We start from the raw sequence: 14,930 nt of genomic DNA on the forward strand, positions 1-14,930 counted from the left end.
GCTGAAGCCCACCCTACGGGACTTCGCGGGCAATCCAGCCAGCGTGAACATTGTGAGCGCGCGCCGTGCGCGCGAATCACGGGCATGGCCCGTTCCCACAGGTAGGGCATCGGCGCGCCTACTGAGCCTGCTTGCAGCCGTAGGGTGGGCTTCAGCCCACAAAAGTCGCATGCCCGCCTCCGCCTTGAAGTGATCCATGTCCGTATCGGCCGCGAACTTCACATGCTCACAAACGCTCTTGGCCGGGTCTCAGAAACCTAAATCACTGAGGCTCGGGTGATCGTCCGGGCGGCGGCCCAGTGGCCAATGAAACCTGCGCTCGGCTTCGGCGATTGGCTGTTCGTTGATGCTGGCATGGCGTGCGCGCATCAGGCCGTCCTCGGCGAACTCCCAGTTCTCGTTACCATAGGCGCGGAACCACTGCCCACTGTCGTCGTGATACTCATAGGCGTAGCGCACGGCAATGCGGTTGCCGGTAAAAGCCCACAGTTCCTTGATCAGCCGATAGTCGAGCTCACGGTTCCACTTGCGGGTCAGAAAGGCTTCGGCCTCGGCGCGATTGGTAACGAACTCGACGCGATTGCGCCAGCGCGTGTCGAGGGTATAAGCCAGTGCCACCTTGGCCGGGTCGCGGCTGTTCCAGCCGTCTTCGGCCAGACGTACTTTTTCGATGGCGGATCGTTCGTCGAACGGAGGAAGCGGTGGACGGGACATGACGGAACTCCTTGCTGTGGATTGGGATGTGCACGCTTCACGCCTGACCATCAGGCTGGCCGGTTCGCTCAGAGCGCCAGTTCAATACGCTCGTCACCGGCATGTTGCGGCTGCGCCGGAACCGCGCAGCAGATCAATACCTCGTTGTCGTCGAGCTTGGCGGTGGGCTCCTTCAGGTAACTCACTGCACCTTTGAGCAATCGGGTACGGCAGGTACCGCAGGAGCCTTCGCGGCAGCTGAATTCAGGCTCCAGGCCACGGGCCTCGGCCAGTTCCAGCAGCGTGCCCGATTCCGGTGTCCAGCGCGCCTCCTTCAGCGACTCGCTGAACAGCACCGGCACCGGCACCGGTCCGGTCGCTGGCGGCACGACCACCGCAGCGGCAACTGGCTGATCGGGGCGACGCACCAGAGAGGCCGGCCCGAAGCCTTCGGCATGGATGCGCCGGTCAGCGATGCTGTACCCGCGCAGGCCATCGTACAGGCCCTGGGTGAACGCCGGCGGCCCGCATAAGTAGAAGGCGTAGTCGTCGAAGGCCAGAAAGCGGCTCAGCAGCGCCATGTCGATGCGCCCTGCAGCGTCATAGTCGACCCCTGGCTCGGCGCCCTGAGTATCGCCAAGCACCCGCACCAGCCTGACCGCGCCCTGGGCGGTGGCGACCAGATCAGCGAGTTCGCGGTCGAAGGCGCGCTCGGCTTTCGAGCGGGCGGCGTAGAACAGGGTGACCGGCCTGATCCGTTGCCGGCGCCAGCCTTCGTAGACCACATGGTGCAGCATCGCCAGCATCGGCGTGATGCCAATACCACCGGCCAGCAATACCAGCGGCCGCTCCTCCTGCGGATCCAGCGTGAAGGCACCGGCCGGGGCGCGGGCTTCGATCAGATCGCCTTCATGCAACCGATCATGAAGGAACTGCGATACCCGTCCCTCACGTTTGACGCTGATCCGGTAGATGCCAGCGGACGGCGCGACCGACAGGGTGTAGGTGCGAATCAGCGGCTTTTCGCCCTCGCCAAGCTGCAGCCGAATTGGCAGGTGCTGGCCGGCCAGGTGCGGCAGCAGCCCCGCGCCATCGACCGGTTCCAGATGCAGAGAGCGGATCGACTGACTTTCCTCGACGATGCGCGAGACCTTCATGGCTCGCCATTGAGTGGCGTACTGGGCGGCGTGCAGCCGGCTCGCGGCCTGCAGCCAGTTACCGGTCATCAGCGAGCTATCCGCCCAGCCATCGGGACGAAGTGCCCAGCGCAGGGCCAGGCCACCCGGGCGGCGCACGATACGCCGTGGGCGGAACGTCCACAGCCGCTCGGCGCCCTGGAAGGCGGCGATCTCCGGTGAGTCGAAGATGATCTCGGCCTCACCGCTCATCTGCAGCACATCGCCCGTGGCAAAATCCACGAACAGCAGACCAGCCTTGCCGTTGAGCACGATGTTGCCAAGGGTGGAGAAGAACAGATTGCCATTGAAATCGGGGATGGTCAGGGTGCCCCCCTCGTCCACGCGGACGAAGCCCGAGTTGCCACCACGGTGGGACACATCGACCTGCCGGCGTCCCTGAACATCGGCATAGGAGGCGACGAAGAACGCGTCGGCCTGGGCGATCAACTCACGCGCAGCAGCGTCCAGCGCAGCGAGCTCCTCGACCTCCCCCGCAAACGGCACAGCCGGATCACGGGCGAAGGTGAAGTCGCGCTGCTGTATGTAGCGCGGGCAGTTGCCGAAACTCTGCTCCACCTCGACGCGCAAGCCTTGTGCCCCAGCGGCCACCACGCCGTTCATGCGGTTGCGCCGGCGAGTGTGCAGTTCGATCCCCAGCAGCCCGAGTGCGGCCCCCTCGTGCATGCCCTGCCCGACAGGATCATCGGGATGCGGGCGCGCGGCGAGATCCAAGGTGCTGGGCGTCGGCGACGCCATGAAACCTGCTCGGCCTTCGAGAATGCCAGCCCAGGCGTCGCCCTTGGCATCCACGCTGCCCAGCACGATGAACGGCAGTTGGGCGTAGAACTCACGGTGCTGATCAGGCATGAAGTCACGCACCACGCGCCGGCCGACCGCATCCATCCGCTCGGCGACACCGAGTTTTTCCTGGATGAGCTTCTCGCCCTGATGCCAGACGGGCGACGGGTTAGAGGTGTCGTTCATGTGCGTATCTCCCGATGTCCGAAAGGCGACGTGGCAGCTCAAGCGTTGGCGGTCAGCCCGGCCGGGGTCTGCGGGATGGCGACGAAGCCGGGCAGCGCCTCGATACGCGCCAGGAAGGCATTCACCTGCACGTAGGAGGACAGGTCGACGTTGCCTTCCGGGGCGCGGGCGAGATAGCTGTAGAGCGCCACGTCAGCGATGGTCGGATGATCGGCAGCCAGCCACTGGCGACCTGTCAGATGGCGCTCCAGGCGGGCGAGCAGCACATGGGCGCGAGCAATCACTTCGTCGGCGTTGAAGTCGTAGCCGAATACGGTGATCAGGCGCGCCGCAGCCGGTCCGTAGGCCAGTTCGCCGGCCGCGACCGACAACCAGCGTTGCACCGCAGCCGCACCCGCGGCGTCTTCCGGCAGCCAGTCGGTACGGCCGGTTTTCTTGGCGAGGTAGACGAGAATGGCGTTCGAATCGGCGATGACGACTCCATCGTCCTCCAGCACCGGCACCTGGCCAAAGGGGTTGAGCGCGAGGAACTCAGGCTGTTTGTTGGCACCGCCGGCCAGGTCGACCTCGACCAGTTCGGGCTTGAGGCCAAGCAGCGAAGCGAACAGAACGGCGCGGTGGGCATGGCCTGACAGTGTGACGTGGTGAATTTTCATGGTTCGGCTCCTGATGGACGGTGGGCCGGGAGATGTCCCGATCCATACGACCAGCTTGCTACCGAATCAAAATTCGAGGAATAGGCGCTTTCGACACTACTTTATTGCGAAAAACGGAATAGTCGTACTGCGCCCCACCGCTGCCCGACGCCGGGAAATGTTCAGATCGGCAACTGCCCCATCGCCCAGCGCAACAGAAAAAAGATCACCAGCCCGCCGCCAATGGTCGCCAGCAAATGACGGGTCAACACGGCGATCATGATGGTCGCCAAGCCGGCCAGCAGGTAAGTGTTGTCCCAGCTCAGCGCCCAGTTGCGCCCGTCGGGCAGCAACATGGCAGGTACCACGATGGCCGTGAGCACCGCGGTCGGCACGTAATGCAGGGCCTGGCGCACTGCCTGGGGAAAACGCAGGTCGGGAAAGGCGAACAGGCTGTAGCGCGTGGCGAAGGTGATCGCCAGCATGCCGAAGATCAGGATCCAGTTTTCCATCAGCACATCTCCTCCTGCTGGGGCGCCTGGCCGCGTTCGAGCAACACGCCCACCACGATGCCGGCGCAGGCAGCGGCCATCAGCCCGAGCTTGTAAGGCAGGTCATGAAAGATCAACGCGACCACTGCGGCCACCAGCGCGGCGGCGACCTGCGGGCGGTTGCGCAGCATCGGCACGACGATGCCGACGAAGGTGGCGATCATGGCGAAATCCAGGCCCCAGGCAGCGAGGTTGGGCACGGCCTGGCCAATTAGCAGGCCGATCAGCGTGCAGCCGACCCAGTTGCCATACATGGCCAGGCCGGCCCCCAGGAAATACCAATGCTTGTCGGGCGAGTCGTCGCTTCGCGCATAACGCTGCTGCACCACCGCGAAGGCTTCGTCGGTCAGCCAGAAGGCCAGCGGCATACGCCAGCGCTTGGGCAGATGGCGAACGAAAGGCTGCAGGGTGGCGCTGTACAGCGCGTGGCGCAGATTCACCACCAGGGTGGTCAGCCACAGCACGGCCAGGGTGGCACCGCCGCCCAGCAGGCTGATGGCGATGAACTGCGCGGACCCAGCGAACACCAGCACCGACATGCCGACGGTCTGCCAGGCGTTCAGCCCGGCGGCACCGGCCAGGCTGCCGTAGATGATGCCGAACGGCATGGCACCGAGCAGCATCGGCAACATATCGCGCAGGCCCTGCAGGAACTCTTGGTATCGAGACATCGGCTTATCGCTTGACTGAAAAGACCGCCGGCGGGCGATCAGGATCGAGTGAGGCTAGCCCGCCCTACTCCTGCTGTCTTGAACAATCTTGCGCAGTTCTCGTGATACCACGGTATCTGTGGGAGCGAGCGGGGACGCCTGGTCCATGCCCGCGATTTTTCGCGCGCATGGCGCGCTCCCACCAGTGCAATTCGCAGGGAAAGCTGCGGTATCACTCAACCACAGGTTACAGGGCGCGGCGGCAGGCGTTGCGGTACTCGCCGGGGGCCACGCCATACACCTGCTTGAACTGCCGCGTCAGGTGGCTCTGGTCAGCGAAGCCTAGTTGCAGGGCAACGCTCAACGGCGCGCAGCCATCACGCAGTAGCGCCCGTGCCTGTTCCAGCCGCCGCTGTTGCAGCCAGGCATGGGGCGGCAGGCCGGTAGCGCGGCGAAATACCCGGGCGAAATGAAAGGGCGAGAGGTTCACCGCAGCCGCCAATGTCTCCAGTGACGGCGGCTCGCCAAGGCGCGCCGCGAGCAGCTCCTTGGCGAGGATGACAGCACGCGGCTCCTGCCCCGGTAGCGGCGCCTGAGTAACACCCGCATGCCGCTGGAACAGCATCAGCAGCGTTTCCCGCCATGCCGTCTGCTGCTGCAGCGCACTGGCATCGCTGTCGAGCAGACGGTGCAACTGAGCGAATGCCTGATGCAGCGGCACGTCCTGCAACACACTGGCGGCGAAAGAAGGCAGGCCGCGCTGGGCCAGCCCCAGTTCCTCGAGCACGCCGTTCACCTGGGCAGGAGCCGGATAGAACGCCCGATAGAACCAGCCCTGCTCATGGGCCGCCGAGCCGGTGTGCACCTCATCCGGGTTGATCAATACCATGCTGCCAACAGGAGCCAGATGATCGGCACCGCGATGGCGAAAACGCTGCGCGCCGTGTTCGATTACGGTGAACACGAAGCCTTCGTGGACGTGCGGGGTGAAGCGCTGCTTGATATAGCGCGCCTGCAACAGCTCGACTCCGGCCAGCGCCGAGCTTTCCCAGAAGCGGGTGCGTTCGCTGGAGTCCATGGGAAATCAGACGCCGAAGCGTGCCTCCAGGCCGGCCTTGACCACCGGCCATTCCTGGTCGGTGATGCTGTACATCACGGTATCGTCGAGCCGCCCGTCAGCCAGACGGCGATGGTTGCGCAACAGCCCTTCGCGGATAGCGCCGAGCTTTTCGATGGCGCGCTGGGAACGCAAGTTGCTGCCAGCGGTTTTCAGCTGCACACGGACCATCTGCCAGCTTTCGAAGGCGTGGCGCAGCATCAGGTACTTGATCATGCTGTTGAGCCCGGTGCCATGCTGGCTGGCATCCAGCCAGGTCCAGCCGATTTCCACGGCCGGCAGGGTTGGCGCGAAATCGGCGAAACGGGTGGTGCCGACCAACTGATCGCCCAGGCGGATCACGAACGGCAGCGCCCGATCCTCACGCTGATCGTGCAGGGCCTGGCGATACCAGTCCAGGCGCTGGGTACCGCTCATGTAGACCAGCTCCTGGCGATTGGCCTCGGCCAAAGTCACCAGCGCCGGAATATCCCCATCGAGCAACGGCTCGATGCGCAGGGCACCACGTTGCAGGGTGATCAACTGCGGCTTGAACATCGACTCTCTCCACGAACAACGGTGCCAGGCCCATCAGTCTCGCACCGAATACAAGACCTGTCTGCCCTGAACGACCTCACCACAGGGTGCCGCAGCGACGTCGCCGTTGCATGTGCGACCTTGGTCGCGCCTGACGTTGCGGCACTTTACTGCGACACTACTGCGCTATGTTGTGTGCCTGAAGGCACCGCCGGGCGTGCCAAGATACGACCCGAGTAAGCGTCCCCAAGTTTTCCGCGGAGTGTGCATGTCGCTGTCCAGTTGGCTTATCGCTGCAGTCGCCCTGCTCTACATGGCCGTTCTGTTCGCCATCGCCTTCTACGGTGACCGTCGGCGCAAACCGCTGCCGCCCCGGGTACGTGCCTGGGTCTACAGCCTGTCGCTGGCCGTGTACTGCACCAGCTGGACCTTCTTCGGCGCCGTCGGCCAGGCCGCCGAGCAGTTGTGGTCGTTCCTGCCGATCTACCTCGGACCGATGCTGCTTCTGCTGTTCGCTCCCTGGGTGATCGAGAAGATGGTGCTGATCAGCAAACAGGAAAACATCACCTCGATCGCCGACTTCATCGCTGCCCGCTATGGCAAGTCGCAGTCGCTGGCCATCGTCGTCGCGTTGATCTGCCTGGTTGGCGTGCTGCCCTACATCGCCCTGCAACTCAAGGGCATCGTGCTCGGCGTCAACCTGCTGATCGGCTCGGAAACCGATGCCGACGGCACGCGCGCGCAAGACACCGCGCTGATCGTCTCGGTGATCCTGGCGCTGTTCACCATCCTGTTCGGCACCCGCAACCTCGACGTCACCGAGCACCACCGTGGCATGGTGCTGGCCATTGCCTTCGAGTCGCTGATCAAGCTGCTGGCCTTCTTCGCTGTCGGTGCCTTCGTCACCTATGGGCTGTACAACGGCTTCGGCGATCTGCTCGGCCAGGCCCAGCGCAACACCGAACTGGAAGATTACTGGGCGGTGGCGGTGAACTGGCCGGCGATGCTGGTACAGACCTGCATGGCGATGATCGCCATCGTCTGCCTGCCCCGTCAGTTCCACGTCACCGTGGTGGAAAACACCGACCCGCGAGACCTGCGCCTGGCCCGCTGGGTGTTTCCGCTGTACCTGCTGCTCGCCGGCCTGTTCGTCATTCCCATCGCCCTGGCCGGGCAGATGCTGCTGCCAGCCGGGGTCAGCCCGGATTCGTTCGTGATCAGCCTGCCCCTCGCCGAGGCTCATCCGGCCCTGGCCCTGCTGGCCTTCATCGGCGGTGCCTCGGCGGCCACCGGCATGGTGATCGTCGCGTCGGTGGCGCTGTCGACGATGATTTCCAACGACATGCTGCTGCCCTGGCTGCTGCACCGCAAAAGCACCGAGCGGCCGTTCGAAGCCTTCCGCCACTGGATGCTCACCGCGCGCCGGGTCAGCATCGTGCTGATCCTGCTGCTGGCCTACGTGTGCTATCGCCTGCTCGGCACCAACGCCAGCCTGGCCACCATCGGGCAGATCTCGTTCGCCGCCATCGGCCAGCTGGCACCGGCCATGTTCGGCGCCCTGGTGTGGAAGCAGGCCAACCGCCGTGGTGTGTTCGCCGGCCTGATCACCGGCGCGGCACTGTGGGTCTACACCCTGGTGCTACCGGTGCTGGCCCGCGGCCTCGGCTGGCCGCTGGATATCTTCCCCGGCCTGCGCACCCTGCTGTACGCGCCAATCGGCTTCGAAGTGGATGCCCTGACCCGCGGCGTGGTGCTGTCGCTGGCCGGCAACCTGACGCTGTTCGCCTGGGTATCGTTCTTCTCGCGCACCCGGGTTTCCGAGCACTGGCAGGCCGGGCGCTTCGTCAACCACGACTTCGGCAGCAAACAAGGCGGCCGCACCATGCTCGCGGTACAGGTCAACGACCTGTTGCTGCTCGCTGGCCGCTTCGTCGGCGCAGAACGCGCGCAGCACAGTTTCAGCCGCTTCGCCGCTCGCCAGGGCAAGACCTTCAACTCGGCGCAACCGGCCAACAGCGAATGGATCGCCCACACCGAACGCCTGCTGGCGGGCGTGCTCGGTGCTTCATCGACACGCGCGGTGGTGAAAGCGGCCATCGAAGGCCGCGACATGCAGGTCGAAGACGTGGTGCGCATCGTCGACGAAGCCAGCGAGGTGCTGCAGTTCAACCGCGCGCTGCTGCAAGGCGCCATCGAAAACATCAGCCAGGGCATCAGCGTGGTCGATCAGTCCTTGTGCCTGGTGGCCTGGAACCATCGCTACCTGGAAATCTTCGAGTACCCGGAGGGGCTGATCTGCGTAGGGCGCCCAATCGCCGAGATCATCCGCTTCAATGCCGAACGCGGCATGCTCGGCAGCACCGATGTCGAGGAAAGCGTCGCCAAGCGCCTGTACTGGATGCGCCAGGGCACCGCGCACAGCTACGAACGGGTATTCCCCAACGGCCGGGTCATCGAACTGATCGGCAACCCGATGCCCGGCGGCGGCTTCGTCATGAGCTTCACCGACATCACCGAATTCCGCGAGGCCGAGCGCGCGCTCAAGGCCGCCAACGAGGGCCTCGAGCAGCGCGTTGCCGAGCGCACCTTCGAGCTGTCGCAGTTGAACAGGGCGCTGACCGCCGCCACCGGTGTAGCCGAAGCGGCCAACGCCTCGAAAACCCGTTTTCTCGCGGCAGTCAGCCATGACCTGATGCAACCACTCAACGCTGCCCGCCTGTTCTCCGCGGCCCTCTCCCACCAGGAAGAGGCGCTGCCCCGGGAAGCTCAGGAACTGGTGCGCCACCTCGACAGTTCGCTGCGCTCCGCCGAAGACCTGATCAGCGACCTGCTGGACATCTCGCGCCTGGAAAATGGCCGCATCACCCCGGACCGCAACGCCTTCGTGCTCAACACGCTGTTCGATACCCTGGGCGCCGAATTCAAGGTGCTGGCGACGGAGTACGGCGTCGACTTCCATCGGCAAGGCAGCACCTTGCGCGTGGACAGCGACATCAAGCTGCTACGCCGGGTGCTGCAGAACTTCCTCACCAACGCCTTCCGCTATGCCAAAGGCCGGGTGCTGCTGGGCGTGCGCCGCCAGGGTGGGCACCTGCGCCTGGAAGTCTGGGACCGCGGGCCGGGCATTCCCGAGGACAAGCGCCAGACCATCTTCGAAGAATTCAAACGCCTGGACAGCCACCAGACCCGCGCCGAAAAAGGCCTGGGTCTTGGGCTGGCCATCGCGGACGGACTGTGCCGGGTGCTCGAGCACAGCCTCGAAGTGCGCTCCTGGCCAGGCAAGGGCAGCGTGTTCAGCGTCACCGTGCCCATCGCCCGCAACCAGACGCCCGCCCTGCAACGCACGCGCCCCGAAGGCAACGGCCAGTTGCTGACCGGCACCCAGGTGCTGTGCATCGACAACGAGGAAAGCATCCTCACCGGCATGCACAGCCTGCTGTCGCGCTGGGGCTGCCAGGTGTGGTCGGCGCGCAACCGCGCCGAGTGCGAACAGCTGCTGGCAGACGAAGTGCGCCCACACCTGGCGCTGGTCGACTACCACCTCGACGAAGGTGACACCGGCACCGAACTGATGGCCTGGCTGCGCACCCGCCTCGGTGAGCCGGTTCCCGGCGTGGTGATCAGCGCCGACGGCCGCCCCGAACTGATCGCTCAGGTGCACGCCGCAGGCCTGGACTTCCTGCCCAAACCCGTCAAGCCAGCGGCCCTGCGCGCACTGATCAGCCGTCATCTGCCGCTGCTGTAAGCCACAAGCGGCCAATCGTGATCACAAAACGGTGTCGACGGACCGGACCACGCAAGTGAAGCATCGCCGCCCCACAATCGTGGGAGCGCGCCATGCGCGCGAATCGCGGGCACGGCCCGCTCCCACAAATTGCTGGCGCCCACGCAGAGCACGAGAACCGTAGGGTGGACAACGCTGTTTTTGTCCACCATTGCGATCACAAAGCGGTAGGACCGGACCACGCAGGTGAAGCATCGCCCACCCACAATCGTGGGAGCGCGCCATGCGCGCGAATCGCGGGCACGGCCCGCTCCCACAAATTGCTGGCGCCCACGCAGAGCACGAGAACCGTAGGGTGGACAACGCTGTTTTTGTCCACCATCGCGATCACAAAACGGTGGCGACGGACCGGACCACGCAAGTGAAGTATCGCCGCCCACTATCGTGGGAGCGCGCCATGCGCGCGAATCGCGGGCACGGCCCGCTCCCACAGGTTGCTGGCGCCCACACAGAGCACGAGAGCCGTAGGGTGGACAACGCTGTTCTTGTCCACCATTGCGACCGTAAAGCGGTGCTGACGGACCGCCCGCGCAGGTGAAGCGTCGCCATCCCAAGACGGTGGGAGCGCGCCATGCGCGCGAATCGCGGGCACGGCCCGCTCCCACAGGTTGCTGGCGCCCACGCAGAGCACGAGAACCGTAGGGTGGACAACGCTGTTTTTGTCCACCATCGCGACCGTAAAACGGTAGGAACGGATCGGACCACGCAGATGAAGCATCGCCCACTCACAATCGTGGGAGCGCGCCATGCGCGCGAATCGCCGGCGCGGCCGGCTCCCCGTTGAGACCGGGCGGTGATCCGTTTCAGCCCACCAATGGGCCACGTCAGCAAGCCATCTGCTGCCGTGTGTGGTTGTTGCAAAGCACCGCGTTTCCTGCGAAAACGCGGCCCTCGGGAATATTGGAATGACGGCAATGAGCGAAGATTTACGTATCGAGGACCTCCACCCAGGCGATGGCAAGGCAGTGGTCAAGGGCGCGCTGATCACCACCCACTACCGCGGCTGGCTGGAAGACGGCACTGAGTTCGACTCGTCTTACTCCCGCGGCAAGCCCTTCCAGTGCGTAATTGGCACCGGACGAGTGATCAAGGGCTGGGATCAGGGGCTGATGGGCATGCAGGTCGGCGGCAAACGTCGCCTGTCGGTGCCCGCGCACCTGGCCTACGGCGAGCGCTCGATGGGCGCGCATATCACGCCCAATTCGAACCTGCGCTTCGAAATCGAGCTGCTGGAAGTGCTGACGCGGGACGACTGAGCCACCCCGCGTCCGCGACCGGCTATCTACTGCTTTGGCTGCGGCTCGACGCGGTCGAAGCTGAGCCCTTCGCTGCCCTTGATGTTCCAGGGGTCGCCCTCGCTACCAACGAAGCTGACGTCGGTGAAGCGCGAATTGCGCAGGCCATCGATCTGCGCCCCGGCCTTGCCCTTGAAGCGTACCTGCTCGAAGGCGACGTTCTCGTGGAAAGCGTCGTGGGCGCTGTCACCCTTGACCTGAATTGCCGCACCGGCAGCATCTTCCACCGTCACGTTGGCCACGCGAATGTCGCGAAACTGGCCGGGAACGGTCGAACGCTTGTAGTCGAGGATGGCGTTGGGATCGTGGTAATCGAGGGTCATGATCACCCCCTGCTTGACGGTATTGCGGATCGCCGAATCGCGAAAGGTGACATTGCGCGCACCGCCGCCCATGAAGTTGGTGCTCTTCATGCGCAGGCCGGTATCGGTGCCATCGGACACGTTGTCTTCGGCGAGGATGTTCTGGATCCAGCCGCCGGTGTGACTACCGGCGACCACCATGCCGTGCCCGCGACGGAAGTAGTTGTTGAAGATCCAGGCATCTTCCTGAGGCGGCTGCTTGGTCGCGTCGGCGCCGGTGCCCGAGGCGAAGTTGACGCAGTCGTCGCCGGTGTCGAAGAAGTTGTTGAAGACCATGGCGCCCTTGCTGTTGGCGAACTCGATGCCATCGCCATTGTTGGCGTCGTAGGTCTTGTGTACGGTGCCGGCCATCACCACGTTCTCGGTCTCCAGGTTCATGATCCCGTGGTAGGCCGGATTGAGCACGGTGAAGCCGCCATAGAACACGTTGGTGACATTGCGCAGGGTCATCAGTGACGAGCGCATCTGCCCGTAAGCGTCCTTGACGATGATGCCCCGCGCCACCGCCTTCTCGACCTGGTCCTTGGCCAGAATGCCGTCTTCCATGTAGCGGGTGTTGTCACTGGCGCGGTAGAACGGCAGCGCATTGCCCAGCTCATCACGGCTGTCGTCGTTGCGCTTCCAGCCATTGCCGTCGATGGTGCCCTTGCCGACGATGCGGATGTTCTCGAACGACTGATGCTGGCGCGGATCGCGCGGCAGTGCGTTGATCAGCGACGCCGGCCGCACCATGGTCGAATAGGGATACTGGATATAGCCCTCCAGCGGGTAATCCTCGCTGCGCTCCGAACCCAGCAACGTCGCGCCCTCGGCGATCTCCAGGGTCATGTTGCTTTTCAGGTACAGCGCGCCGGTCTTGAACACGCCAGCCGGGATCAGCACCTTGCAGTTCAGGGAACAGCCATCGATGGTCTTCTGGATGGCGACGGTATTGAGCGTCTTGCCGTCGCCCTTGGCACCCTGGTCCTCGACGTTGAAGACCTCAGGCTGCGCCGTGGTGCGTTGCAGCAGCACCGGACTGTCACCGGACTCGCGGCCTTCGGCATCCACCGAGCGCACGGTGAAGCGATACTCGGTCTCGGGCTTCAGGCCAGCCACGGTGTAATTGTGGATGGAAATACGGTGATGGAAGTTTTCCGTATCGGCCTGGTAGAACCGATCGATATACGGTTTGGCTGGCGAATGCTGGTCATTGTTGGCGTTGGCGCCACCCAGCCGCTTGCCGTCCATATACACGTGATAGTCGACGATGCCGGCGGCGTTCTCCGGCTTCTCCCAGACCAGGATGATCTGCCTGTCGTCATAGGCCAGGGTCGGCACCTGAACCTTGCGTGGCGCCTCCAGAGCCAGGGCCGAGGCACTGAATAGCAGTGCCAGCGGTACGACAACATACTTTTTTTGGCGTAGCGAACCTTGCATCACAGATGCAAACGAGCTCTCGATGAGCGGCATATTCTTGTCCTTGTTATGGCCAATCCATTGAATCAGCTGAACTTAATCAAAGCATCGGGCAGGCTTTGTATTCAGCCAGACGAAATCATCACACCCCAAAGAAGTATGACAACCGACAAGATAGCCAAAATTTCGGTCACGTCCAGCCAGGACGTGAAATCCCCCCCGGCCATACTCGAGGCAGCGTGAGGCTCAGTCGTCCCCTGAGTCATCCAGAGGCAGGCCGGCGGCTCGTTCGAGCAGCTCGGGAGGTAGGCTCTTGCTGGCTCGGGCACCGAGTAGCTTGAGGTTCTCGGCGCGGCTTATCAGGTTGCCGCGACCATCGACCAGCTTGTTGCGCGCCCCGGAGTACGCTTTGTCGAGCTGCTGCAGGCGCATGCCAACCTCATCCAGATCCTGGATGAAAGCCACGAACTTGTCGTACAGCGCTCCGGCCCGCTCGGCGATTTCCCGGGCGTTCTGGCTTTGCCGCTCCTGACGCCAGAGGCTGTCGATGACCCGCAGGGTCGCCAGCAGCGTGGTCGGGCTGACGATCACGATGTGCTGATCGAAAGCCTCCTGAAACAGGCCCGGGTCTGCCTGAAGGGCTGCTGCGAACGCCGCCTCGATGGGCACGAAGAGCAATACGAAATCCAGGCTGTGCAGCCCGTCGAGGTGCTGGTAATCCTTGAGCGACAGCCCCTTCAGATGGCTGCGCAGGGACAGCACGTGCTGCTTCAGGGCCAGTTGCCGGGTCGCTTCGTCGGTAGCCGACACGCACTGTTGATAGGCCGTGAGGCTGACCTTGGCATCGACCACCACCTGCTTCTCGCCCGGCAGCTGGATCAGCACGTCCGGCTGGAAGCGCTCGCCATCGGCACTCTTCAAGCTGACCTGGGTGTGATACTCGCGGCCCTTTTGCAGGCCGGCATGCTCCAGCACTCTCTCGAGCACCAGCTCACCCCAGTTGCCCTGGGTTTTCTGGCCCTTGAGGGCCTGGGTGAGGTTCATCGCCTCTTCGCTCAGGCGCTGATTGAGCCCCTGCAGGCGCTCCAGCTCCTTGCCCAGGGAAAAGCGCTCGCGCGCCTCCTGCTGATAACTCTCCTCGACCCGCTTCTCGAAGGACTGGATACGTTCCTTGAGCGGATCGAGCAGCTGGCCGAGCCGCTGCTGGCTGGTTTCCGAGAAACGCTGCTCGCGCTCGTCGAAGATCTTGCCGGCCAGCTCGGCGAACTGGGCACGCAAGGCATCACGGGCCCCCTGCAGGTCCTCGAGACGCTGCTGATGATTTTCCTGCTGCTCGTGCAGCTCGGCAGCCAGGCCGGCCCGTTCGCTATCCAGACGACGCAGCTCGACCTCCTGCTGATCACGCAGCGCCTGCCCGCCCTTGATCTGCTCACGGGCCAGTTGCAGGTCGTTCTGCAACAAGTGGGTTTCCCGGCGCAGAGCGGCCAGCTCGGCCTGCTGGTCCGCCTTGATCTCGAGAATCTCGGCCAGCTCCTCACGGCAACCGTCGAGTTGCGCACTCAAGCCTGCCTGGGCCAGTTGCGCGGCATTCATACGCTCTTGCGCCAGGCCAGCCTGCAAACGCATCTCCTCGGCCTCCCGCGACAGGGCGACAGCGCGCAGCAACAGGGGAACGGCACAGACCAGGGCGCCGACCAGAAAGGCCGGCAGCAGCGAAACGAGATCAGAGGGCATACAGACATCCAGGCGAGACTGCCGGGCAGTATA

General features: G+C 64.2%; 11 protein-coding genes. 2 read left to right on the forward strand and 9 right to left on the reverse strand.

Features of this window, described 5'->3' with window-relative positions; translation table 11 throughout:
• Positions 1–249 precede the first annotated feature (249 nt).
• From QRN22_RS25645 to QRN22_RS25675, 7 genes are all read right to left on the reverse strand, one after another.
• The gene (locus QRN22_RS25645) at positions 250–714 is read right to left on the reverse strand and encodes a nuclear transport factor 2 family protein (RefSeq protein WP_042552137.1); all 465 of its coding nucleotides are present in this window, start codon (positions 712–714) and stop codon (positions 250–252) included.
• Between the two features lie 68 nt (positions 715–782).
• Entirely contained in the window at positions 783–2,855 is a 2,073-nt protein-coding gene (locus QRN22_RS25650) for a 2Fe-2S iron-sulfur cluster-binding protein (protein WP_042552136.1), read from the reverse strand.
• A gap of 38 nt (positions 2,856–2,893) precedes the next feature.
• Positions 2,894–3,511: a glutathione S-transferase family protein gene (locus tag QRN22_RS25655; protein ID WP_042552135.1), complete on the reverse strand. Its 618-nt coding sequence runs from the start codon at positions 3,509–3,511 to the stop codon at positions 2,894–2,896.
• 161 nt (positions 3,512–3,672) lie between these two features.
• Complete coding sequence (locus tag QRN22_RS25660; protein ID WP_042552134.1) at positions 3,673–4,002, reverse strand: AzlD domain-containing protein; 330 nt, start codon at positions 4,000–4,002, stop codon at positions 3,673–3,675.
• The gene (locus QRN22_RS25665; RefSeq protein ID WP_042552133.1) at positions 4,002–4,712 is read right to left on the reverse strand and encodes an AzlC family ABC transporter permease; all 711 of its coding nucleotides are present in this window, start codon (positions 4,710–4,712) and stop codon (positions 4,002–4,004) included. Before QRN22_RS25665 ends, QRN22_RS25660 begins: the two co-directional genes overlap by 1 nt.
• Positions 4,713–4,938: 226 nt before the next feature.
• Positions 4,939–5,769: a helix-turn-helix transcriptional regulator gene (locus QRN22_RS25670; protein ID WP_042552132.1), complete on the reverse strand. Its 831-nt coding sequence runs from the start codon at positions 5,767–5,769 to the stop codon at positions 4,939–4,941.
• Positions 5,770–5,775: 6 nt separating this feature from the next.
• Positions 5,776–6,345, reverse strand: coding sequence for a GNAT family N-acetyltransferase (locus tag QRN22_RS25675; RefSeq protein WP_042552131.1), 570 nt, complete (start codon positions 6,343–6,345; stop codon positions 5,776–5,778).
• A gap of 247 nt (positions 6,346–6,592) precedes the next feature.
• Between QRN22_RS25675 and QRN22_RS25680 the strand changes: the two genes are divergently transcribed.
• Together QRN22_RS25680 and QRN22_RS25685 are read left to right on the forward strand one after the other, a co-directional pair.
• Positions 6,593–10,069 carry a hybrid sensor histidine kinase/response regulator gene (locus QRN22_RS25680; protein ID WP_042552130.1) on the forward strand — a complete coding sequence of 1,159 codons (3,477 nt, stop codon included), beginning with the start codon at positions 6,593–6,595 and terminating at the stop codon, positions 10,067–10,069.
• Between the two features lie 953 nt (positions 10,070–11,022).
• Entirely contained in the window at positions 11,023–11,364 is a 342-nt protein-coding gene (locus tag QRN22_RS25685; RefSeq protein ID WP_042552128.1) for an FKBP-type peptidyl-prolyl cis-trans isomerase, read from the forward strand.
• Between the two features lie 26 nt (positions 11,365–11,390).
• Here the strand turns inward: QRN22_RS25685 and QRN22_RS25690 are convergent, their stop codons facing one another.
• Both QRN22_RS25690 and QRN22_RS25695 read right to left on the reverse strand, forming a co-directional pair.
• On the reverse strand, positions 11,391–13,184 hold the full coding sequence (locus QRN22_RS25690) for a glycosyl hydrolase family 28 protein (protein WP_156152641.1): 1,794 nt from the start codon (positions 13,182–13,184) through the stop codon (positions 11,391–11,393).
• Between the two features lie 225 nt (positions 13,185–13,409).
• Positions 13,410–14,897 carry a DNA recombination protein RmuC gene (locus QRN22_RS25695; protein ID WP_042552126.1) on the reverse strand — a complete coding sequence of 496 codons (1,488 nt, stop codon included), beginning with the start codon at positions 14,895–14,897 and terminating at the stop codon, positions 13,410–13,412.
• Positions 14,898–14,930: the final 33 nt, after the last annotated feature.

It is taken from the genome of Pseudomonas sp. MEJ086, from assembly GCF_030209025.1.
GTDB classification, from domain to species: domain Bacteria; phylum Pseudomonadota; class Gammaproteobacteria; order Pseudomonadales; family Pseudomonadaceae; genus Aquipseudomonas; species Aquipseudomonas fulva_A.

Bases quoted from the DNA above. Each gene is read 5' to 3' on its own strand.
- QRN22_RS25655 (WP_042552135.1), bottom strand. From the start codon at position 3,511: ATGAAAATTCACCACGTCACACTGTCAGGCCATGCCCACCGCGCCGTT.
- QRN22_RS25665 (WP_042552133.1), bottom strand. From the start codon at position 4,712: ATGTCTCGATACCAAGAGTTCCTGCAGGGCCTGCGCGATATGTTGCCG.
- QRN22_RS25685 (WP_042552128.1), top strand. From the start codon at position 11,023: ATGAGCGAAGATTTACGTATCGAGGACCTCCACCCAGGCGATGGCAAG.
- QRN22_RS25675 (WP_042552131.1), bottom strand. From the start codon at position 6,345: ATGTTCAAGCCGCAGTTGATCACCCTGCAACGTGGTGCCCTGCGCATC.
- QRN22_RS25670 (WP_042552132.1), bottom strand. From the start codon at position 5,769: ATGGACTCCAGCGAACGCACCCGCTTCTGGGAAAGCTCGGCGCTGGCC.
- QRN22_RS25645 (WP_042552137.1), bottom strand. From the start codon at position 714: ATGTCCCGTCCACCGCTTCCTCCGTTCGACGAACGATCCGCCATCGAA.
- QRN22_RS25650 (WP_042552136.1), bottom strand. From the start codon at position 2,855: ATGAACGACACCTCTAACCCGTCGCCCGTCTGGCATCAGGGCGAGAAG.
- QRN22_RS25660 (WP_042552134.1), bottom strand. From the start codon at position 4,002: ATGGAAAACTGGATCCTGATCTTCGGCATGCTGGCGATCACCTTCGCC.
- QRN22_RS25680 (WP_042552130.1), top strand. From the start codon at position 6,593: ATGTCGCTGTCCAGTTGGCTTATCGCTGCAGTCGCCCTGCTCTACATG.
- QRN22_RS25695 (WP_042552126.1), bottom strand. From the start codon at position 14,897: ATGCCCTCTGATCTCGTTTCGCTGCTGCCGGCCTTTCTGGTCGGCGCC.
- QRN22_RS25690 (WP_156152641.1), bottom strand. From the start codon at position 13,184: ATGCAAGGTTCGCTACGCCAAAAAAAGTATGTTGTCGTACCGCTGGCA.